Here is a 21,808-nt window from a genome sequence, read left to right on the forward strand (position 1 = left end):
ACGGCGCGTCGCGCACATTTGTGCGCGCCGTCTGCCGCAGCATAGCCGCTCATACGATCTCCTGCTTCGGATGGTCGACTTCGCATGACCATGAGGACCTCGGCGCGCCTCGCGCGGTTCCCCCGGGCATGAAAAAGGACCCCAACGGGGTCCTCGTCCAAGCGCTCTCCCGACTGGACTCGAACCAGTAACCTGCCGGTTAACAGCCGGCTGCTCTGCCAATTGAGCTACGGAAGACTGAAGCTCCCCCGACTGGACTTGAACCAGTAACCTGCCGATTAACAGTCGGCTGCTCTGCCAATTGAGCTACAGGGGATTGCCTCGTTGCATCGAACGTACCTCCCTGGGTATTCGCCAGGGGGCGTGCACTCGCTGCGACACATACATTAGCGCAAGCAGGGGGGTGCTCCGCCAATCGGTTCCCCGCACCGCACGCCAGGAGCGGGAACCAGCGGCAGGCGCTCGTCCCCCATCCGTCACTCCCGTCACTCGCTTCCGCACACTCACTCAAGGAAAGGTGGCCGTCATGCGCTACCGGCTCACGTTCGTCGCCGGACTGACTCTGGGATACGTGCTGGGCACGAAGGCCGGGCGCGAGCGCTACGAGCAGTTGAAGAAGTCCGCCCGGCAGATCTCGCAGAACCCGGCCGTCCGCAACACCGCGGAGTCGGCCGCGCTCCAGGGGCGGGAGTTCGCCGGCAAGGCGTTCCACACCGTGAGCGAGAAGGTCGGCGAGCGGGTCCCCGACTCCGTGGCCGGCCGGGTGCGTTCCCTCCGTGAGCGCAACGCCACGGGCAGCGGTGAGGACGACTGGGGAACCAGCAACACCTGACTCCGAAGCCGATCCGGGAGTGCTGCGCGACCCGGCCACCCGAGTGTCGGCATGACCACATCTGCCGCTCCCGCACGCCCCTGGGCTCCGACAACACTCCGGTTGCCGCTCACGGATCATCGACCCGGCGCGTTCACCTCTCCGCGTACGGCAGAATTTTGGCCATGGGGATAGTCGCCGGGTTGGACAGTGCGCCCGATTTCACTCGTATCGTCGTCTGCGACGCGGACACGGGGTCCGTGCTGCGGCAGGGCTATGCGCCACATCCGATGGAAGGCGCCGAGGGCGGTAGCGGCGGGCGGCCCTCCGATGTCGATCCGCAGGCCTGGCTGCTGTCCCTCGGGGAGGCGGCCGGCGGGGGGCTGCTCGAAGGTGTGCAGGCCATCGGTGTGTCCGCGCAGCAGAACGCGGTCGTGCCGGTCGACGCGCAGGGCAACACCGTACGGCCGGCCATGGTCGGCGGGGACAAGCGGGCGCAGGTCGCGGCGGCCGATCTGATCGACGCGCTCGGCGGGCGTGAGGCGTGGGCGCAGGCCGTGGGGTGTGTGCCGCAGGCCGCGTCCCCGGTGACCAAGCTGCGCTGGCTGGCGCGGAACGAACCGGAGGCGGCGCAGCGGACCGCCGTACTCATGCAGGCGCACGATTGGCTGGTGTGGCAACTGCTCGGGCGCCCCGTGCGGCGGACGACCGATCGGGGCGGGGCCTCGGGGACGGGGTACTGGTCCGCCGCCATGGGGACCTACAGAGGCGATCTCGTCGAACTGGCGCTCGGGCGGCAGGCGATGCTGCCGGAGGTCCTCGGGCCCTCCGATGCCGCCGGTACGACGCCTGAGGGGCTGCTCATCTCCGCCGGGACCGGGGAGACCATGGCCGCCGCCTTCGGGCTCGGGCTGGGGCTCGGGGACGTCGTGGTGTCGCTCGGGGCCTCCGGGTCCGTGATGGCCGTACATCCCGAGGCGCTCTTCGACTCGTCCGGGATGATCACCTCGCTGGCGGACGCGACCGGGCTGCATCTGCCTGTCGTGACGACGCTGAACGCCGTACGGACGCTGCGTGGGACCGCCGAGCTGCTCGGGCTCAGTGATCTGGAGAGTCTGTCCGACCTCGCGATGAAGTCGACTCCCGGCGCTCATGGGCTGGTCATGCTGCCCTATCTGGAGGGTGAGCGGACGCCCAACCTGCCGCACACCGCCGGGACGATCGCCGGGCTGCGGCGCGAGTCGATGAAGGCCGAGCATCTGGCGCGGGCCGCCTTCGAGGGGATGCTGTGCGGGCTCGCGGACGCGCTGGACGTGCTGCGGGGGCGCGGGGTGGACGTACAGCGGGTGTTCCTGCTCGGGTCGGCCGCCGAGCTGCCCGCCGTACAGGCCGCGGCGCCGCCGCTGTTCGGGGCGCAGGTCGTCGTACCGCAGCCCGCCGACTACGCGGCCATCGGTGCCGCGCGGCAGGCCGCGTGGGCGCTCGGGGTGTCGCAGGGCACGCTCGACCCGCGTACCCCGCCGGCCTGGCAGGGGGCCGCCGCGCAGGTGCTGGAGCCCGGTGAGGAGCTGGCGGTGGGGCAGGCGGTGCGGCAGCAGTACGTGTCCGTGCGGGAGCAGACGCATCCCGGGGCGTTTCGTACCTGATCCGTACGTGATCCGTGGCTGAGCCGTAGGTGAGCCGCCGAGAAATGTGCTGCTGTTGAATTAATCGGTTGAAGTAACACGGGTGGAGTGTTCGACGATGGGGGCGTGGGGCACCCCCCATCGTCCGTCACGGAGTCCGTCACGGACACACCGCCGACTCCGAGAGATTCAGCGTGCTCATACGACTTCTGCGCACTTACCTGAGGCCCTACAAGAAACCCATCGGCCTGCTCGTGCTGCTCCAGCTCCTGCAGACCTGCGCCACCCTCTATCTGCCGACGCTCAACGCGGACATCATCGACGACGGTGTGGTGAAGGGGGACACGGGCTACATCCTGCTCTACGGCGCCGTCATGATCGGCATCTCGCTGGTGCAGGTCGTCTGCAACATCGGTGCCGTGTACTACGGCGCCCGTACGGCGTCGGCGCTCGGCCGGGACGTACGCGCGGCCGTCTTCGACCGTGTGCAGTCGTTCTCCGCGCGCGAGGTCGGGCAGTTCGGCGCTCCCTCGCTGATCACCCGTACGACCAATGACGTCCAGCAGGTGCAGATGCTCGTGCTGATGACGTTCACGCTGATGGTGTCGGCGCCGATCATGTGCGTGGGCGGCATCGTGCTCGCGCTGGGCCTTGATGTGCCGCTGTCGGGTGTGCTGATCGCGGTCGTGCCGGTGCTGGGCATCTGTGTGACGTTGATCGTGCGGCGGCTGCGGCCGATGTTCCGGTCGATGCAGGTACGGCTCGACACCGTCAACCGGGTGCTGCGCGAGCAGATCACCGGCAACCGGGTCATCCGTGCCTTCGTCCGGGACGAGTACGAGAAGGACCGGTTCCGGAAGGCGAACCACGAGCTGACCGAGGTGTCGCTGGGCACCGGGCGGCTCCTCGCGCTGATGTTCCCGATCGTCATGACCGTCGTCAACGTGTCGTCCATCGCTGTGGTGTGGTTCGGGGCGCATCGCATCGACAGCGGCGGGATGGAGATCGGGGCGCTGACCGCGTTCCTCGCCTATCTGATGCAGATCGTCATGTCCGTGATGATGGCCACCTTCATGTTCATGATGGTGCCGCGCGCGGAGGTGTGTGCCGAGCGGATCGAGGAGGTCCTCGGTACGTCGTCGAGTGTCGTACCGCCGGTCGCCCCGGTGGTCGAACTGCGGCGGCACGGGCATCTGGAGATCCGGGGGGCCGGGTTCCGCTATCCGGGCGCCGAGGAGGCGGTCCTGAAGTCCGTCGACCTGGTGGCGCGGCCCGGTGAGGTGACCGCCGTGATCGGGTCCACGGGCAGCGGGAAGTCGACGCTGCTGGGGCTGGTCCCCCGGCTGTTCGACGCGACCGACGGGGAGGTGCTCGTCGACGACGTGGACGTGGCCACCGTGGAGCCGAGGCTGTTGGCCAGGACGGTGGGGCTGGTGCCGCAGAAGCCGTATCTGTTCGCCGGGACCGTGGCGAGCAATCTGCGGTACGGGAATCCGGACGCGACGGACGAGGAGCTCTGGCGCGCTCTGGAGGTTGCCCAGGGCAAGGGGTTCGTGGAGCAGTTGGACGGCGGTCTCGACGCGCCGATCGCGCAGGGCGGTACGAATGTGTCGGGCGGTCAGCGGCAGCGGCTCGCCATCGCGCGGACGCTGGTCCAGCGGCCCGAGATCTATCTCTTCGACGACTCCTTCTCCGCGCTCGACTACGCCACGGACGCGGCCCTGCGGACGGCGCTCGCGCGCGAGACCGCCGAGGCGACCGTCGTGATCGTCGCCCAGCGGGTGTCCACGATCAGGGAGGCCGACCGGATCATCGTCCTCGACGGTGGCCGGGTCGTCGGCACCGGCCGCCACCACGAGCTGATGGCGGACAACGAGACCTACCGCGAGATCGTCCTGTCCCAGCTCACGGAAGCGGAGGCCGCCTGATGGCCGGGCCGATGGGGCGCATGATGGCCGGAGCCGGCCCCGACCAGCACTCGATGGACTTCAAGGGGTCCACGAAACGGCTCCTTGCCCAGTTCAGGCCCGAGCGGGCCACGATGTACGTGATGCTGCTCGCGGTGTTCGTGAGCGTGGGCCTGTCGGTGGTGGGCCCGAAGATCCTGGGGCGCGCGACCGACCTGGTCTTCTCCGGCATCATCGGACGGCAGTTCGAGAGCGGTACGACGAAGGCCGCGGTTCTCGCCGGTATGCGGGAGCGTGGCGAGGGCGGCATGGCCGACATGCTCTCCGGTACGGACTTCACGCCGGGCAAGGGCATCGACTTCGGCGCGGTGGGTGAGGTGCTGGGGATCGCGCTGGTCGTCTTCGTGTTCGCCGGGTTGCTGATGCTGGTCGCCACGCGGCTGGTGAACCGGGCGGTCAACCGGACCGTGTTCCGGATGCGCGAGGACCTCCAGGCGAAGCTGTCGCGGCTGCCGTTGTCGTACTTCGACAAGCGGCAGCGCGGTGAGGTGCTCAGCCGCGCGACGAACGACATCGACAACATCGGGCAGACGCTGCAGCAGTCGCTGGGGCAGCTCATCAACTCGCTGCTCACCATCGTGGGTGTGCTGGCGATGATGTTCTGGGTGAGCTGGCTGCTGGCGCTGGTCGCGCTGGTGACCGTACCGGTGTCGTTCTATGTCGCCACGCGCGTCGGGAAGCGGTCGCAGCCGCACTTCGTGCAGCAGTGGCGGACCACCGGGAAGCTCAACGCCCACATCGAGGAGATGTACACCGGGCACACCCTGGTGAAGGTGTTCGGACGCCAGGACGAGTCGGCGCAGCAGTTCGCCGAGCAGAACGACGCGCTGTACGAGGCCGGGTTCAAGGCCCAGTTCAACAGCGGGGTCATGCAGCCGCTGATGATGTTCGTGTCGAACATCAACTACGTACTGGTCGCTGTGGTGGGCGGGCTGCGGGTCGCCTCGGGTGCGCTGTCGATCGGTGACGTGCAGGCCTTCATCCAGTACTCGCGGCAGTTCTCGATGCCGCTGACGCAGGTCGCGTCGATGGCGAACCTGGTGCAGTCGGGTGTCGCCTCGGCGGAGCGGGTCTTCGAGCTGCTGGACGCTCAGGAGCAGGAGGCCGATCCGCTGCCCGAGGTCCGGGTCCGGCCGGAGGAGCTTCGGGGGCTGGTGGCGCTGGAGCATGTGTCGTTCCGGTACGAGCCGGAGAAGCCGCTCATCGAGGATCTGTCGCTGGTGGTCGAGCCTGGTCAGACGGTCGCCATCGTCGGACCGACCGGGGCCGGGAAAACGACGCTGGTGAATCTGCTGATGCGGTTCTACGAGGTGTCCGGTGGGCGGATCACTCTCGACGGGGTGGATGTGGCGTCCATGTCCCGGGACGAACTCCGGGCCGGGATCGGGATGGTGCTCCAGGACACCTGGCTGTTCGGGGGGTCCATCGCGGAGAACATCGCGTACGGGGCCGCGCGTGAGCGTGAGGTGACGCGCGGGGAGATCGAGGACGCGGCGCGGGCGGCTCATGCGGACCGTTTCATCCGTACGTTGCCGGACGGGTACGACACCGTGATCGACGACGAGGGTACGGGGGTCAGTGCCGGTGAGAAGCAGCTGATCACGATCGCGCGGGCGTTCCTGTCCGATCCGGTGATCCTGGTGCTGGACGAGGCGACGAGTTCGGTGGACACGCGGACGGAGGTCCTCATCCAGAAGGCGATGGCCAAACTGGCGCACGGGCGGACCTCGTTCGTGATCGCGCATCGGCTGTCGACGATCCGGGATGCGGACACGATCCTGGTGATGGAGGACGGGGCGATCGTGGAACAGGGGGCGCACGGGGAGTTGTTGGGGGCGGACGGGGCGTATGCGCGGTTGTACAAGGCGCAGTTCGCGGAGGCGGTGGCCGAGGTGGATTAGGGGCGGGTCTCTTTCGCCCCCGCCGCCCTTACCCGTCCCATCCTCGGGGGCGCTGCCCCCGAACCCCCGTATCGCGCTGAACGCGCTCGTCCTCAAACGCCGGACGGGCTGGATGGTGCCGGCCTGCGCTTGGGTTTTCAGCCCGTCCGGCGTTTGAGGACAAGGCCCGTTCAGGGCCCGAGCGGGGGCTGGGGCGGCAGCCCCAGGGATGGGACGGGTAGGGGCGGCGGGGGCGAGGAAACTCAGTCCAGATAACCCCGCAGCTGGTCCGCGAACGCGTGGTCCCTCAGTTTGTTGAGGGTCTTGGACTCGATCTGGCGGATGCGCTCCCGGGTGACGCCGAAGATGCGGCCGATCTCCTCCAGCGTGCGCGGGCGTCCGTCGGCCAGTCCGTAACGGAGTTGGACGACCTTGCGTTCGCGCTCGCCCAGCGTCGACAGGACCGCCTCCAAATGCTCCCGCAGGAGCAGGAACGCCGCCGACTCGACCGGCGAGGTGGCGTCCCCGTCCTCGATGAGGTCACCGAGCGCCACATCGTCCTCCTCGCCCACGGGCGCGTGCAGCGACACCGGTTCCTGGGCCAGGCGCAGCACCTCGCTGACCCGCTCGGGCAGGAGGTCCAGGTGGGCGGCGACCTCTTCCGGGGTCGGCTCGTAACCGCGTTCCTGGAGCATCCGGCGCTGGACGCGGACGACCCGGTTGATCAGCTCGACCACGTGGACGGGGACGCGGATCGTGCGGGCCTGGTCGGCGAGGGCGCGGGACATGGCCTGGCGGATCCACCAGGTCGCGTACGTCGAGAACTTGTAGCCGCGCGCGTAGTCGAACTTCTCGACGGCGCGGATCAGGCCCAGGTTTCCCTCCTGGACGAGGTCGAGCATCGTCAGGCCGCGGCCCACGTACCGTTTCGCCACCGACACGACCAGGCGCAGGTTCGCCTCGATCAGGCGGCGTTTGGCCATGCGGCCCATGACGACCAGTTTGTCCAGGTCGAGGGCCAACTGGCTGTCCAGGTCGGAGGCGAGGCGCAGTTTCTCCTCGGCGAAGAGGCCTGCCTCGACCCGGCGGGCGAGGTCGACCTCCTCGGCCGCGGTGAGCAGCGGGATGCGGCCGATCTCGCGCAGGTACTGGCGGAACAGGTCGGAGGAGGGGCCACTGTTGTCGGCGCGGGCGGGGGTGCGGCGCGGCGCGACCGTTTCGACCACTTCCACGGGCTCGATCGGCTCGACCGGTTCTGCAAGTTCGACCGGTTCCAGGGGCTCCGCGGTCTCGACCGCGTCTGCCGGGGGTTCGTCCGGCTCGGCCGACTCGACCGTCTCCGGGTGGTGCGCGGCACGGCTCTGCGGGGGCACGGCCGCGATGACGTCGGCGACGTCCGTGATCTCGGTCTCGGCGTCGGGCTCCGTCGTGTCCGTACTGATCTCGGTACTTACGGCGGTACTGCTGTCGGTCTGGGTGAGGGTCTGGGTCTGCACGGGGGCGACCTCCAGGATGATCGCTGCTGAGGCGTACGGCAGCGGTACTCGGGGGGCGGAATGGGCGGCCTCGCCGCTGTCCGTCCCGTACGCGTTGAGCGGAACCGCGGGGGTGTCGGACCCGTTGGGGACGGGTCGGCCGCGCTCCGAGGACTCAGGCACCGGAACCCAGTGTGGAGTACGACACATCGCCGCCACGAGGGGCGTGCGACGACTTTCTAGGTCCGTTCCGTGACCACGTGGTTACCGTCACGGGAAACCGAGTGCTTGTTCGGGGCCCGACCTGGCACGATCGCCGTGCGGCCGGTTCTCCCACTCGGCGCACGTCCTCGAAACGCACTTCACCGTCCGCCGCGGAAACTCCGCCGAGGCGGAACGGCTGGGCCGCCGAGCGACCGCGGCCGGTTGCCGGCCCAGCCGGTACTCACCCTGACGCGTTCCCCGTCGTCCCCGTCGTACGCCGCCGAATCGGCCCGGGTGCCGGGAAGTGGGCGGTCCTCAGAGCGCCGACGGGCCCTGGTCCTGGAGGGCCTGGTCGTACTGCTGGAGTACCCACAACTCGTTCAGCGCGGCGGCCAGTTGAGCCGGGTCTCCGTGGGTGCTCAGACGGGTGTGGGTGATCTGAACCTCGCGGATCCGGCGTTCCACCGCTCTTCGGCGGACGGTGACCAGCACATCGCCGGCGTACACCTCGTCGACCGTTTTGCGCATGATCGCCTCGACGGCGAGCTCCGTCACCATCGCGCGGACCACGTCGTCCGGGGCCGTCTCACGGACCCGGACCAGATACTCCTGGGGTTCCTGGGCGCCGAACTCCGCGCCGCCCGCCTCCATGATCACCTCGCGTACGGCCGCATAGGGGGCCGCCGTGAACTCGTCCACGCCGTACGCGTCGAAGGCTGGGGAGACCAGGTCGGGGCGCTGGAGGGCGAGTTTGAGGAGTTCACGCTCGGTGGCGTAGACCGGGTTGCGCAGGTTCAGGGCGGGGCCTGAGGGGCCGCCCGCTCGCGCGTTCTGCTCGTACGGGGGCCGGCTCTGCTGTCCGGTGGGCGCCGGGCCCTTGCCGCCCCGGTCCCGGGCCCAACGGGCCAGCTGGGCCACCCTCTTGACCACGAACTGGGTGTCCAGGATGCCGAGCAGGCCGGCGAGCTGTACGGCCACCTCGTGCTGCGCACCGCTGTTCTTGATGCGGGCCACGATCGGGGCGGCCTCGTCCAGCGCCGCCGCGCGGCCCCCCGGGGTCTCGAGGTCGTAGCGGGCGGCGATCTGACGGAGGGCGAACTCGAAGAGGGGGGTGCGGGGTTCGGCGAGTTCGGCGACCGCCTGGTCGCCCTTCGCGAGGCGCAGGTCGCAGGGGTCCATGCCGTCGGGCGCGATCGCGATGTACGTCTCGGCGGCGAACTTCTGGTCGTCCTCGAAGGCGCGCAGGGCCGCCTTCTGGCCGGCCGCGTCGCCGTCGAAGGTGAAGATCACGCGGGCCGAGCCGTTGTCCATGAGGAGGCGGCGGAGGATCTTGATGTGGTCGGTGCCGAAGGCCGTGCCGCAGGTCGCGATCGCCGTCGTCACACCGGCCAGGTGGCAGGCCATCACGTCCGTGTAGCCCTCGACGACGACCGCGCGGCTCGACTTCGCGATGTCCTTCTTCGCGAGGTCGATGCCGTACAGGACCTGGGATTTGCGGTAGATCGCCGTGTCAGGGGTGTTCAGGTACTTGGGGCCGTTGTCCTCCTCGTACAGCTTCCGCGCGCCGAAGCCGACGACTTCGCCGCCGATGTCGCGGATCGGCCACATCAGGCGGCCCCGGAAGCGGTCGATGGGGCCGCGGCGGCCTTCCTGGGCGAGGCCGGACAGGAGGAGTTCCTTGTCCGAGAAGCCCTTGCCGCGGAGGTAGCGGGTGAGGTGGTCCCAGCCCTGGGGGCTGTAGCCGACGGAGAAGTGTTCGGCGGCCGACTGGTCGAAGCCGCGCTCCGCGAGGAACTTGCGGCCCGCGTCCGCCTCGGAGCTGGTGGCCAGCTGCTCCACGTACCACTGCGCGGCGATCTTGTGGGCCTCGACCAGGCGGATGCGCTCGCCGCGCTGGTGGGAGGGGTTGTAGCCGCCCTCCTCGTACCGCAGGGTGATGCCGGCCTGGGCGGCCAGACGCTCGACGACCTCGGAGAAGGAGAGGTGGTCGACCTTCATCACGAAGGCGATGGTGTCGCCGCCCTCCTGGCAGCCGAAGCAGTGGAAGAGTCCCTTGCTCGGGCTGACCTGGAAGGACGGCGACTTCTCGTCGTGGAAGGGGCAGAGGCCCTTGAGGTTGCCGCCGCCCGCGTTGCGCAGCTGGAGGTACTCGGACACGACGGCGTCGATCGGGACCGCGTCCCGAACCGCCTTCACGTCCTCGTCGTTGATCCTTCCGGCCACGCAGTGATTCTACGGGGGCGGACTGACACTCCTGACAGCCACAGGACGGTCGTGGCGGCTAGGGGACGAGGCTGTCCAGCGGTACGTGCGGGTCCGCCAGTGCCTCCGTGTCCACCTGGGCCCGGGAGCGGATGAGCTGCTGGATGGGTTCTGTGACGTCCCACACGTTCACGTTCATCCCGGCCAGGACCCGGTTCTCCTTCACCCAGAAGGCGATGAACTCGCGCTTGCCCGCGTCTCCCCGGATCACCACCTGGTCGTACGAGCCCGGGGGCGCCCAGCCGGAGTACTCCATGCCCATGTCGTACTGGTCCGAGAAGAAATAGGGCACGCGGTCGTACGTCAATTCACGGCCCAGCATCGCGCGGGCCGCCGCCGGGCCGCCGTTGAGGGCGTTGGCCCAGTGTTCGACGCGCAGCCTGGTGTCGAACAGGGCGTGGTGGAAGGCGGCCACGTCGCCGGCCGCGTAGATGTCCGGGTCGGAGGTGCGCAGGCGTTCGTCGACCGCGATGCCGCCGCCGTGCGCGCGGTCGGCGAGGGTCAGCCCGGCCGCCTCCGCGAGCGCCGTGCGCGGGGCGGCGCCGACGGCCGCCAGGACGTCGTGGGCGGGGTGTTCCTCGCCGTCGTCGGTGCGGGCCGCGAGGACCATGCCGTCCTGGCCGGTGATCTCCGTCAGCCGGGCGCCGAAGTGGAAGCGGACGCCGTGCTCGCGGTGCAACTCGGCGAAGAGGTTGCCCAGTTCGGGGCCCAGGACCGAGTGCAGCGGGGTCGATTCGGGCTCCACGACGGTCACCTCGGCGCCGTACTCACGTGCCGCCGCCGCGACCTCCAGGCCGATCCAGCCGGCGCCGGCGATCACGATGTGGCCGTTGTCGCGGCCCAGGGCGGCCAGCACGCCCTTGAGACGCTCCGCGTGGGCCAGGCGGCGCAGGTGGTGGACGCCCGCCAGGCCGGTCCCCGGGATGTCGAGGCGGCGCGGCTCGGCGCCGGTGGCGATCAGCAGTTTGTCGTAGTGGACAAGGGTGCCGTCGTCGCCGAAACGGACCGTCTTCGCCGTACGGTCGATGGCGTCGACGGTCTGGCCGAGGTGGAGTTCGATGTCGTTGCGGGCGTACCACGCGGGTTCGTGGACGAAGACGCTGTCGCGCTCCTCCTTGCCGAGGAGGTAACCCTTGGAGAGCGGGGGCCGCTCGTACGGGTGGTCGCGTTCGTCGCAGATCAGTATCACGCGGCCGGTGAAGCCCTCCGTCCGGAGCGTCTCGGCCGCCTTGGCGCCGGCCAGTCCGCCTCCGACGATGACGAATGTCTGATCCGCGTCGACCACTTCATGCCTCCTCGTAAGGGGTGCCGCGTGCTGCGCGTGCCTTGTGTTGCGTGTGCTTCGGGTGCTGCGCGTGCCTGCTGTTGCTCGTTCCTTGTGTACGGATGCCCCGTGGGTGCCGTCACATGGGGAGCCTCCCGCACGGAGTGTGATCGGGGAAGGGGGTGTGGCCCGATCAGGCCACGCAGGGTCACATCTGTGTCATATGCGGCTCTGTGTCATATGCGGCTCTTCAGGCTCGCGTGCAGCGAACGCGCCGAGGCGTCGGTGAGGGACGCGATCTGGTCGACGATCACCCGCTTGCGCGCACGGTCGTCGGCTGCCTCGTCGAACAGCGCGCGGAACTGGGGGTCCAGACCGTCCGGGGCGCGGGCGGTGAGTGCCTCGGCGAGTTCGGCGACGACGATGCGCTGGTCCGCGCGGAGCCGCTCCTGTTCGGCGCGCTGCATGACGTACCGGTCGGCGACGGCCTTGAGGACCGCGCACTCCAGGCGGGCGGCGCGCGGGACGACCAGTTCGGCCACGTACCGGGTGAGCCTGCCGGTGCCGTACGCCGCGCGCGTGGCGCCCTCGGCGGCCAGGCAGAAATGGCCGATGAGCTGGCTGGTGGCGTCCTTCAGCCGGGCCTGGGCGACCGCCGTGCCGTCGTAGCCGTGCGGCCACCACTCCTGGGCGAGGAGGCGGTCGAGGGCCTCGGCGAGTTCGGCGGGATCGGTGTCCGCGGCCACGTACCGCCCGGTCGCGACGCGGAAGATCTCCTGGCGCTCGGGCTCCGCGTGCAGGGCTTTGGGGTCGATGTGGCCGGCGTGCAGGCCGTCCTCGACGTCGTGCACCGAGTACGCCACGTCGTCCGACCAGTCCATGACCTGGGCCTCGAAGGTCGCCCGGGTACCGGGGGCGCCCTGGCGGACCCAGTCGAAGACCGGCCGGTCGTCGTCGTAGACGCCGAACTTCGGGGAGGCCGGGTCGGTGGGGTGCGCGCCGCGCGGCCAGGGGTACTTGGTGGCGGCGTCGAGGGTGGCCCGGGTGAGGTTGAGGCCGACGCTGACGAAGTCCTCCGACTCCGGAGGCTTGATGAAGCGCTTCGGTTCGATGCGGGTGAGGAGCCTGAGGGACTGGGCGTTGCCCTCGAAACCGCCGCAGTCCGCCGCGAACTCGTTGAGTGCCTGTTCGCCGTTGTGCCCGAAGGGCGGGTGGCCCAGGTCGTGCGAGAGGCAGGCCGCCTCGACGAGGTCGGGATCGCAGCCGAGGGCGGCGCCGAGTTCTCGGCCGACCTGGGCGCATTCCAGGGAGTGCGTGAGGCGGGTGCGGGGGCTGGCGTCCCAGATCTGGCTGCGGGTGCCGGGCGTTACCACTTGGGTTTTGCCGGCGAGCCTTCGCAGGGCGGAGGAGTGCAGTACGCGGGCGCGGTCGCGTTGGAAGGCGGTGCGGCCTGGGCGTTTGTCGGGTTCCGTGGCCCAGCGGGCGAGTGCGGGTGGGGCGTAGCCGGTGGGGGTGGTGGTGTCTGTGCTTGTGCCTTCCATGGTTCGACAGTAAGCGCAGGTACTGACAATTTGGGGGTGTGTGTCTCGCCTGCGCGTCTGCCGGGTGTTTGTTGGGTTGTGTTGCGGGTGCCCGCCCGTTGTGGCTTGTCGCGCAGTTCCCCGCGCCCCTGTCAACTACAACGCCGGCGCCAGTTCTCGGGTTGCCGATGTTTCGGGGGCCGCGATCGTCTGGTCGTACCTGTGCAGGATCAGGCGGGCCATCGCCGGGTGGGCGCCCAGGGGGGCCGCGGCTATCCAGGGGGCGGCCTCGGCGGACTCCGTGGCGAAGCGGCCGGGGGCGGTGAAGTACGAGGCGACGGCGATGCGGTGGCGGCCCTTGGCGGCCAGGGCGCGGATGGCGGCGGGGACGGTCGGTGCGGCGGTGGTGGCGTACGCGGGGACGACGGGTACGCCCAGGCGTTCGGCGAGGAACTGGGCGGTGCGGCGGGTGTCGACGGCCGAGTCGGGGTCGCGGGAACCGGCGGCGGCGAGCACGACTGCGCTGGACCGGCGCTGCGCGTCGGTCATCCGGGTGCGCCAGCCGGCCTCGACGAGGCGGGCGTACAGGGTCTCCACGAGCAGGGGGTGCGGGCCGAGCGGGGCGGCCACGCGCGTGCGTGCCGGTGCGGCCGCGGCCATCTCCGGGATGTCCTGCTTGACGTGGTAGCCGCGGCTGAGCAGCAGCGGTACGAGGACGGCCTCGGCGGTACCGAGGGCCGCGAGCGTGTCCGGGAGCAGCGGCTGGTTCAGCTCGATGTGACCCAGGCGCACGGGCAGGTCGGGGCGCTGTTCGCGGACGCGTTCGGCGAGCGCGCTGACGGTGCTCAGTGCGCGCGGGTCGCGGCTGCCGTGGGCCACGAGGACGAGTGCGGGCGGGGCGGGGCGACGGCTGCCGTCGAGCGAGACGAGGCTGAGCTGGCTGCCGAGCTGGCTGGTGATCCGGTCCATGATTTGCGCCGTACTGTCGAGGTGGGCGCCTCCGGACGGCCGGGGGCCGACGGGGCGGAGCGGGGGCTGCGAGCACTGCGTGGGCTGCGTGGGCTGCGTGGGCTGCGTGGGCTGCGTGAACTCGTCGCGAAGAGGGTTCGTCGCCGTCATGTACCGATCGTGACGGTACGAGGTTGCCACGCCGTTGCGCAGGAATGACGGGTCTTTTCCGGGGGTTCACGGTGGGGTGCCAGGGGTGTGTGAGGTGGCGTGACCTGCGGTTATCCGTTACGGAGTGAAGCTGGTCACGCCGGGGGCGGCGAACCGGGGCGGGGCCGGGCGCGTCTTTCATGATCGAAGGCCGTCCGTCGGGGCGCCTGGGGAGGGACTGTCCGATGCGTCGTCCGAAGGCTCGGAGCTTGCGTGTGTCCGTACGTCTGCCGCGTACCCGGGTGGGGCAGCGGCGGGCCGTGCAGGTCGTGATGCTGCTCTGCGTGCTGGCGTTGCTGCCGGCCACGTGGATGTTCGTCGCCGCGGGCGATCGGCTGCGCGATGTCTCGGACGCGCCGCGTACCGATGTCGCCGTCGTCTTCGGTGCCGGGCTGTGGGGCGGGGAGCCGTCTCCGTACCTCGCGAACCGGCTGGACGCGGCGGCGGAGCTGTACCGGGCGGGGCGGGTCAAGGTGGTGCTCGTCACCGGGGACAACAGCCGGGAGGAGTACGACGAGCCGGATGCGATGCGGGCGTATCTGACGCGGCACGGGGTGCCGGACGGGCGGATCGTGAGCGACTACGCCGGGTTCGACACGTGGGACTCCTGTGTCCGCGCGAAGAAGATCTTCGGGGTCGACCGGGCCGTGCTGATCAGTCAGGGGTTCCATATTCGCCGGGCGGTCGCGTTGTGCGAGGCGGCGGGGGTGGAGTCGTACGGGGTCGGGGTCGAGGCTCGGCATGACGTGACGTGGTACTACGGCGGGGCGCGGGAGATCTTCGCGGCGGGCAAGGCGGCGGTGGATGCCGTGTTCAAGCCGGATCCGCGGTTCCTGGGGCCGGTGGAGGTGGGGGTGGAGCGGGCGTTGCGTGGGTGAACGCGGGGGATTTTCGCCCCCGCCGCCCCTACCCGTCCCATCCTCGGGGGCGCTGCCCCCGAACCCCCGCTCCTCAAACGCCGGAGAGGCTGAACAACCAGCCCGTCCGGCGATTGAGGACAAGGCCCGTTCAGGGCCGTAGCAGGGGTCTGGGGGCGGCAGCCCCCAGGGATGGGACGGGTAGGGGCGGCGGGGGCGAAGAACCTCACCGTCCGCTGTCCGCCCCCGGGAGGCGCCCGTGCCTGGGGCGTAACGGGGTGCGTTCCGGGGTGTAACACGGTCGACGCACGCTGGGCTGTATGGAGACCACCGTGACGCCCACGCACTGCCCGTACTGCGCCCTGCAGTGCGGCATGAACCTCACGCCGGTCGCAGGCGGGGGCGTCGCGGTCTCCGAGCGCGTCGACTTTCCGGTGAACCGGGGCGCGCTGTGCGGCAAGGGGCGTACGGCACCCGCGCTGCTGTCGCCGTCGGTGCGGCTGACCGAGCCGCTCGTCCGGCGCGACGGGGAGCTCGTGCCCGCCTCCTGGGAGGAGGCGCTGGACCGCGTCGCCGAGGGACTGACCCGCACGCGTACGGAGCATGGCCCGGACGCGTGCGGTGTCTTCGGCGGGGGCGGGCTGACCAACGAGAAGGCGTACGCGCTCGGCAAGTTCGCGCGCATCGTGCTCCGGACCTCCCAGATCGACTACAACGGGCGTTTCTGCATGTCGTCCGCCGCGGCGGCCGGGAACAAGGCGTTCGGGCTCGACCGGGGGCTGCCGTTCCCCATGGAGGACATCCCGAAGACGGGGTGCGTCATCCTCGTCGGCTCCAACCTCGTCGAGACCATGCCGCCCGCGCTCCGCTATCTCACCGAACTCAAGGAGAACGGCGGGACGTTGATCGTCATCGATCCCCGCCGGACCCGTACCGCCGAGCAGGCCGATCTCCATATCGCGCCGCGCCCCGGCACCGATCTCGCCCTCGCCCTGGGCCTGTTGCACCTGATCGTGGCCGAGGGGCGCACGGACGAGGCGTACATCCAGGAGCGGACGAGCGGCTGGGAGGAGACCCGGGCGGCGGCGATGGCCCACTGGCCGGAGTACGTCGAGCGGATCACCGGTGTGCCTGTGCCCCAACTCCGGGACGCCGTCAGGATGTTCTGCGAACCGTCCGCCGCCATGGTGCTCACCGCGCGCGGGCCCGAGCAGCAGTCCAAGGGGACCGACACGGTGGGCGCGTGGATCAACCTGTGCCTGGCGACGGGACGTGCGGGGCGTCCGAACTCCGGATACGGGTGCCTGACCGGGCAGGGGAACGGGCAGGGCGGGCGTGAACACGGGCAGAAGGCCGACCAGTTGCCCGGCTACCGCAAGCTGACCGACCCGGAGGCGCGGCGCCATGTGGCCGGTGTGTGGGGCGTCGACCCGGACTCGTTGCCCGGGCCCGGGCTGAGCGCGTACGAACTCCTCGACGCGCTCGGCACCGACATCCACTCCCTGCTGCTGATGGGCTCCAACCCGGTGGTGTCCGCACCCCGGGCCGCGCACATCGAACAGCGCCTGAAGTCACTGGACTTCCTCGCCGTCGCGGATGTCGTGCTGTCCGAGACCGCCGCGCTCGCCGATGTCGTCCTGCCGGTCACCCAGTGGGCCGAGGAGAGCGGCACGACCACCAATCTGGAGGGGCGGGTGCTCCTGCGCCGGCAGGCCATCACTCCCCCGGACGGGGTCCGCAGCGACCTGTACATCCTGCACCAACTCGCGGCGCGTGCAGGGGTGGAGAAGGGGTTCCCGGTCGACCCCGAGGAGGTCTTCGAGGAGCTGCGGCGGGCCAGCGCGGGCGGGATCGCCGACTACTCGGGGATCACCTACCAGCGGCTCATCGAGGAGAACGGCGTCTTCTGGCCGTGCCCGGCCGAGGACGATCAGCCGCAGGACGACCAGCTTCAGGACGCCCGGCCGCAGGCAGTGCATCCCGGCACGCCCCGCCTCTTCCTCGACCGGTTCGCGACCGACGACGGGCGGGCCCGGTTCGTCCCCGTGGTGTACCGGCCGCTCGCCGAGGAGCCGGACGCCGAGTACCCGGTGCTGCTGACCACCGGGCGGGTCGTGTCCCAGTACCAGTCCGGGGCCCAGACGCGGCGCGTCGACGAGCTGAACGCCGCCGCGCCCGGACCGTTCGTCGAACTGCACCCGCGACTGGCCGCCAGGCTGGGGGCCGGCGAGGGGGACGCCATCACCGTCGTGTCGCGGCGCGGGCGGGCCGTGGCGCCGGCGCGGATCACCACCTCGATCCGCCCCGACACCGTCTTCATGCCCTTCCACTGGCCGGGCGAGGGCCGGGCCAACACGCTGACCAACCCGGCCCTCGACCCGACCTCACGGATGCCGGAGTTCAAGGCGTGCGCGGTACGGCTTGAGGTTGCCGTACAGGGCTGACGTCGCCCTAGGCCACCGTCAGGACAGTCGCCGCGTCCGCTCCGTACGCCGCCAGCTCGGCCTCGGTGAAGTCGCGGGGCTCCGTGAAGCCGAGGCCGACGACGGCGACGAGTCTCGTGTCGTCGTCCGGGGCGTGGACGGGCAGCGTGAGCGAGCCCCTCGACTGTGCGGCGCGGCCCCCGGCGACGGCGACGCCGGTGGTGTCGGCCTGGAAGTCGGAGACGGCCACGGGCGCCCGGCGCTCGGCGGCGGTGCCGGCCATGCCCTTGCCGAAGGGGATGGTGGCCGTGCCGTTCTGGACGGACGCCGGCAGGTTGTGGGCGGCGACCAGCACGATCTCGCCGTCCGTCCCGGCGGGTTCGGTCAGGTGGACAGAGCCGACGAAGCCGCCGTTGCGTGCGACGAACTCGGCCAGCCAGACGGCCACTTGGGGGCGCGCGTTCTTCAGGACGGTCTCATTGAGGGGGACGGCAGTAGCTGTGTTCGTCATGTGGGGGTACTCCTCGCTACCGATGGACGGTGTTACCAGGTGACGGGCAGGGTGCGGACGCCGTGAACGGCGCGGCCCTCGTGGGCGGACACCTCCGCCGGGGCCGTCAGCCGTAGGTCCGGCAGGCGGCGGAACAGGGTGGGGAGGGCGATCTGGAGTTCGGCGCGGGCGAGGGACTGGCCGAGGCAGTTGTGCAGGCCGTGGCTGAACGTCAGGTGGTGCTGGGTGTCCCGGGCGATGTCGAAGGTGTCCGGGTCGGCGAAGGCGCGCGGGTCCCGGTTGGCGGCCTGGAGCGAGACGACGACGCCTTCCCCGGCCCGTACGGTGACGCCGCCGATCTCCACGTCCTGTGTGGCGATGCGCCGTATCCCGATGTGAACGACCGTGAGATAGCGCAGAAGTTCCTCGACCGCTCCCGGCACCAGTTCCGGATCGGCGCGCAGGGAGGCCAGTTGGGTGGGGTGGGACAGCAGCGTCACCACGCCGAGCGACAGCATGCTGGCCGTCGTCTCGTGGCCCGCGATGAGCAGCATCACGGCAAGTCCGGCCGCCTCGGCGGCGGTTGCCTCGCCGGTGGCGACGCGTTCGGTCGCGAGCCTGCTCAGCAGGTCGTCGCCGGGGTCGGCGGTCTTGGCGGCGAGCAGCTCCATGAGGTAGCCGAACAGGGCGCCCCAGCCCGCCCGCATCGCCTCGGGTCCGTCCGTCACGGTGGCGAAAGCAGCGGCGTTCCGGTGGATGAACTCCCGGTCTGCGTATGGGACTCCGAGGAGTTCGCAGATGACGAGCAGGGGCAGCGGGAGAGTGAAGTGCTCCACCAGATCGGCGGCGTTCCCCTTGGCCATGAGGTCGTCGATCAGACGGTCCGTCAACTGCTGGATCGACGGGCGCAGTTCCTCCGCGCGGCGGAAGGTGAAGTCGGGGATCAGCATCCGGCGCAGCCGGGTGTGGTCGGGGGCGTCCATGGCGAAGAGCTGGCCGGGGGTGGGGGGCGGCGGCGTCGGCTGGAGACCGGGGAATCCCTCCCGGCGGTTCTCCGAGCTGAAGCGGACGTCCGACAGAACGGCGCGGGCGTCCTCGTGCCGGGTGACCAGCCAGGGGGTGTTGCCGCCCCAGAGGGCGATCCGGCTGATCGCGCTCTGCTCGCGCAACAGGGCGTACTCCGCGGGCGGGTCGAGCAGGGCGGTGCGCCGCATGGGCAGCCTCGGGAAGGTGCTCTCCGGCATGGTCGGCGGCTCCGGCATGGTCGTTGCGTCAGGCATGGTCGGTGTCTCCGGTGGGGGGCAGTCCGGCGAGCCTCAGCAGCAGGCTCTTGACGTCGGTGGCGGCGATGGCCTCGCTGCTGTGCTCCGGTTCTGAGCACAGGAGTACGGGGCCGTGGTCGGGGTCGGCCGGGAGGCGGCCGTGGCTGCCGCGGACGCCCGCCGGGTCGAGCGGGACCGTCTGCATGCGGTAGCGGAACCCCAGCTTCTTGCGGGCGAGTTGACCGGCCGCACGCAGTTTCACGTTGGGGACGGTGTCGTCCCACAGCAGTTCGGCGGGGTCGTAGCCGGGCTTGCGGTGGATCTCGACCTGGCGGGCGAAGTCGGGGGCGCGGTCGTCGTCCAGCCAGTAGTAGTACGTGAACCAGGCGTCGGCCTCCGCGACCACGACCAGCTCTCCCGAGCGCTCGTGGTCCAGACCCTGGGCCGCCTTGCCGCCGGAGCCCAACACCTGCTCCACGCCGTCGAGTTCGTTGAGGATCTTCGCGACCTCCCGTACGTCGGCCGGGTCCCGTACGTACACGTGCGCCACCTGGTGGTCGGCGACGGCGAAGGCGCGGGAGGTCCAGGTGTCGAGGTACTCCATGCCGTCCTGGGTGTACACCTCCAGCAACCCGGCCCGGCGCAGGGCGCGGTTGAGGTCGACGGGGCGGGAGACCGGGGTGATGCCGTACTCGCTGAGGGCGACCACCGTGGCTCCGGCGGCGAGGAAGTGGTCGATCAACGGGCGCAGGGCGTCGTCGAGTTGGCGGGCCGCGCGAATGGACGCCTCGGACTGGGGGCCGGAGCGCTGGGGTTCGTAGTCCATTTCCGGGATGTAGACGAGGGTCAGGTCGGGGTTCTTCTCGTCGAAGATCTGGCGGGCGGCGCCCAGGATCCACTGGGTGGAGGGCATGCCGGCGTTCGGGCCCCAGTAGGTGAACAGGGGGAAGGGGCCCAGGCGTTCGGTGAGTTCGTCGTGCAGGGCGGGCGGCCAGGTGTAGCAGTCGGGTTCCTTGCGGCCGTCGGAGTAGTAGACGGGCCGCGGGGTCACCGTCCAGTCGACGTCGGCGCCCATGGCGTACCACCAGCAGATGTTGGCGACCGTGTAGCCGGGTGCCTGCTTCCGGGCCGTGTCCCAGATCTTCTCGCCGCCGACGAGGGCGTTGTGCTGCCGCCAGAGGAGTACCTCCCCGAGGTCGCGGAAGTACCAGCCGTTGGCCACCGCTCCGTGGGTGGAGGGGAGTTCGCCGGTGAGGAAGGTGGACTGGGCGGTGCAGGTGACGGCGGGGAGTGTGGTGCCGAGCCGGGCCTGGAAGCCGCGGTCGCCGAGGGCGGCGACGGCGGGCATGTGGCGCAGGAGGGCGGGGGTGAGGCCGACGATGTCGAGGACGACGAGTCGGTTGGCGTTCGGGATTTCGGTCATGAGTGGTTCCCTGTGGCAGTCATGAGTGGTCCTCTTTGAGGCCGAGGTCGGTCAACCGGTCGCGGGCCCAGGCGAGTTCGGCGGCGATACCGGCGGCGAGGTCGGCGGGCGGGCGGGGCAGCACGGACCAGGTGTAGGTCTCGACCTCGATGTGGTCGCAGATCGCCGTCGGTCCGCCGAGGAGTCCGGCGAGTACGCCGGTGAGCGCGCCAGTGGTCGTGCGCAGCGGCGGTTCGGGCGAGGCGTGCAGCGGGGCGTGGAAGTGGGTGCGCCAGGGGGCGGTGCCCTCCGGCAGCGCGTCGGTGTCGAGGGCGTCCGGGAGGTCGTCGACGCCGACGACTGTGCCGTCGGCGACCGTTCGGGTCTGGTGCAGGAACCGTCGTTCGGCCAGTTCACGCAGGGCGGCGCGGGCGCGCGGGTCGGCCGGGTCGGGGGCCTCGACCGCGCAGGACGCCTGGAGCTTGACGACGGGCAGCCCGGCGTCGGCGAGGCGGCCGAGGGCTTCCCCGGGTTCCTCGAACTGGACGGCGAGATGGCAGGCGTCCAGGCAGACACCGAGATAGTCGCGATCCACGTCGGCGAACTCCCGTACGGCCTGCGTGGTGTTCTCCACGACGCACCCCGGTTCCGGTTCGAAGCCGACGCGGATACGGCGGCCGGTCTCCGACTCCAACTCCCTCAGCCTCACCGCCAGTTGATCCAGTGCGCGGCGGGCCCTGTCCGCGCGCTCGCTCTCCCACGGGGTGCGCCAGCCGAGCGGGAGGGTGGAGACGCTGCCTCGTCGGGTGTCGTCGGGGAGGAGGGCGGCGAGGACGCGGGCGCAGTCGAGGGTGTAGTCGAGGCGGGCCGGGTCGGCCCAGTCGGGGAGGTAGACGTCCTTCTTGACGACCTCGCGGTGGAACCCCTCGTACGGGAAGGCGTTGAGGGTGACGGTCTCCAGGCCGCGCGCCGCCAGTTCGGCCTTGAGGGTCGTCAACGCTCGCTCGTCAGCGGCGAGTTCGGTGACGGCGGTACGGGCCAGCCAGAGGCCGATGCCGAGCCGGCCGACGCCGAGCCGTTCCCGTACGGGTTCGGCGTACGTGGCGAGCTGGGCGACGACCCCGGCGAGGTCCTCGGCCTGGTGGACGTTGCTGCAGTACGCGAGGTGGACGGGCGTGCCGTCGGGGTGGCGGAAGCGCACGGGCGGG

Annotated in this window: 15 protein-coding genes and 2 tRNA genes; 6 read left to right on the forward strand and 11 right to left on the reverse strand. The window is 70.5% G+C overall.

Features of this window, described 5'->3' with window-relative positions; genetic code table 11:
• Positions 1-164: 164 nt before the first annotated feature.
• Together ACH4TV_RS03910 and ACH4TV_RS03915 are read right to left on the reverse strand one after the other, a co-directional pair.
• Positions 165-237: transfer RNA gene (locus tag ACH4TV_RS03910), tRNA-Asn, on the reverse strand.
• A gap of 6 nt (positions 238-243) precedes the next feature.
• A tRNA-Asn gene (locus ACH4TV_RS03915) sits at positions 244-316 on the reverse strand.
• 210 nt (positions 317-526) lie between these two features.
• On the opposite strand from ACH4TV_RS03915, the gene ACH4TV_RS03920 reads away from it, so the two are divergent.
• The 4 genes from ACH4TV_RS03920 (at position 527) to ACH4TV_RS03935 (ending at position 6,304) form a co-directional block, all read left to right on the forward strand.
• Complete coding sequence (locus ACH4TV_RS03920) at positions 527-832, forward strand: YtxH domain-containing protein (RefSeq protein ID WP_398393911.1); 306 nt, start codon at positions 527-529, stop codon at positions 830-832.
• A 164-nt stretch (positions 833-996) separates the two neighbouring features.
• Positions 997-2,457 (forward strand): FGGY family carbohydrate kinase, encoded by a 1,461-nt coding sequence (locus tag ACH4TV_RS03925; RefSeq protein ID WP_398393913.1) that lies wholly within the window; start codon positions 997-999, stop codon positions 2,455-2,457.
• 173 nt (positions 2,458-2,630) lie between these two features.
• Positions 2,631-4,364: an ABC transporter ATP-binding protein gene (locus ACH4TV_RS03930; protein ID WP_398393915.1), complete on the forward strand. Its 1,734-nt coding sequence runs from the start codon at positions 2,631-2,633 to the stop codon at positions 4,362-4,364.
• Positions 4,364-6,304, forward strand: coding sequence for an ABC transporter ATP-binding protein (locus tag ACH4TV_RS03935; protein WP_398393917.1), 1,941 nt, complete (start codon positions 4,364-4,366; stop codon positions 6,302-6,304). Before ACH4TV_RS03930 ends, ACH4TV_RS03935 begins: the two co-directional genes overlap by 1 nt.
• Before the next feature lie 242 nt (positions 6,305-6,546).
• Here the strand turns inward: ACH4TV_RS03935 and ACH4TV_RS03940 are convergent, their stop codons facing one another.
• From ACH4TV_RS03940 to ACH4TV_RS03960, 5 genes are all read right to left on the reverse strand, one after another.
• Complete coding sequence (locus ACH4TV_RS03940) at positions 6,547-7,941, reverse strand: RNA polymerase sigma factor (protein ID WP_398393919.1); 1,395 nt, start codon at positions 7,939-7,941, stop codon at positions 6,547-6,549.
• A gap of 336 nt (positions 7,942-8,277) precedes the next feature.
• Positions 8,278-10,185 carry a DNA primase gene (gene dnaG, locus ACH4TV_RS03945; protein WP_398393921.1) on the reverse strand — a complete coding sequence of 636 codons (1,908 nt, stop codon included), beginning with the start codon at positions 10,183-10,185 and terminating at the stop codon, positions 8,278-8,280.
• Positions 10,186-10,243: 58 nt separating this feature from the next.
• Positions 10,244-11,509 (reverse strand): NAD(P)/FAD-dependent oxidoreductase, encoded by a 1,266-nt coding sequence (locus ACH4TV_RS03950; protein WP_398393923.1) that lies wholly within the window; start codon positions 11,507-11,509, stop codon positions 10,244-10,246.
• Between the two features lie 215 nt (positions 11,510-11,724).
• Positions 11,725-13,029 carry a deoxyguanosinetriphosphate triphosphohydrolase gene (locus tag ACH4TV_RS03955; protein WP_398393925.1) on the reverse strand — a complete coding sequence of 435 codons (1,305 nt, stop codon included), beginning with the start codon at positions 13,027-13,029 and terminating at the stop codon, positions 11,725-11,727.
• A 135-nt stretch (positions 13,030-13,164) separates the two neighbouring features.
• Positions 13,165-13,977, reverse strand: a complete 813-nt coding sequence (locus tag ACH4TV_RS03960) for a sirohydrochlorin chelatase (protein ID WP_398395342.1) — start codon at positions 13,975-13,977, stop codon at positions 13,165-13,167.
• 374 nt (positions 13,978-14,351) lie between these two features.
• Here ACH4TV_RS03960 and ACH4TV_RS03965 point away from each other — a divergent pair, with 374 nt between their 5' ends.
• Together ACH4TV_RS03965 and ACH4TV_RS03970 are read left to right on the forward strand one after the other, a co-directional pair.
• Positions 14,352-15,044 carry a vancomycin high temperature exclusion protein gene (locus ACH4TV_RS03965; protein ID WP_398393927.1) on the forward strand — a complete coding sequence of 231 codons (693 nt, stop codon included), beginning with the start codon at positions 14,352-14,354 and terminating at the stop codon, positions 15,042-15,044.
• A 299-nt stretch (positions 15,045-15,343) separates the two neighbouring features.
• Positions 15,344-17,467, forward strand: coding sequence for a molybdopterin oxidoreductase family protein (locus ACH4TV_RS03970; RefSeq protein ID WP_398393929.1), 2,124 nt, complete (start codon positions 15,344-15,346; stop codon positions 17,465-17,467).
• A gap of 7 nt (positions 17,468-17,474) precedes the next feature.
• On the opposite strand, the gene ACH4TV_RS03975 is transcribed toward ACH4TV_RS03970, so the two are convergent.
• Genes ACH4TV_RS03975 through eboE form a run of 4 tightly spaced genes read right to left on the reverse strand, consistent with a single transcriptional unit; the run spans position 17,475 to position 21,801 of the window.
• A complete protein-coding gene (locus tag ACH4TV_RS03975) occupies positions 17,475-17,957 on the reverse strand; it encodes a GAF domain-containing protein (RefSeq protein ID WP_398393931.1) in 483 nt (160 codons plus the stop codon).
• 32 nt (positions 17,958-17,989) lie between these two features.
• Positions 17,990-19,216: a cytochrome P450 gene (locus ACH4TV_RS03980; protein WP_398393933.1), complete on the reverse strand. Its 1,227-nt coding sequence runs from the start codon at positions 19,214-19,216 to the stop codon at positions 17,990-17,992.
• Positions 19,209-20,621, reverse strand: a complete 1,413-nt coding sequence (locus tag ACH4TV_RS03985; RefSeq protein WP_398393935.1) for an alkaline phosphatase family protein — start codon at positions 20,619-20,621, stop codon at positions 19,209-19,211. The genes ACH4TV_RS03980 and ACH4TV_RS03985 overlap by 8 nt, the downstream gene beginning before the upstream one ends.
• A gap of 19 nt (positions 20,622-20,640) precedes the next feature.
• Positions 20,641-21,801, reverse strand: coding sequence for a metabolite traffic protein EboE (gene eboE / locus ACH4TV_RS03990; RefSeq protein ID WP_398393937.1), 1,161 nt, complete (start codon positions 21,799-21,801; stop codon positions 20,641-20,643).
• Between the last annotated feature and the right edge of the window lie 7 nt (positions 21,802-21,808).

The organism is Streptomyces sp. NPDC020898, assembly GCF_044333925.1.
Taxonomy (GTDB): Bacteria; Actinomycetota; Actinomycetes; order Streptomycetales; family Streptomycetaceae; genus Streptomyces.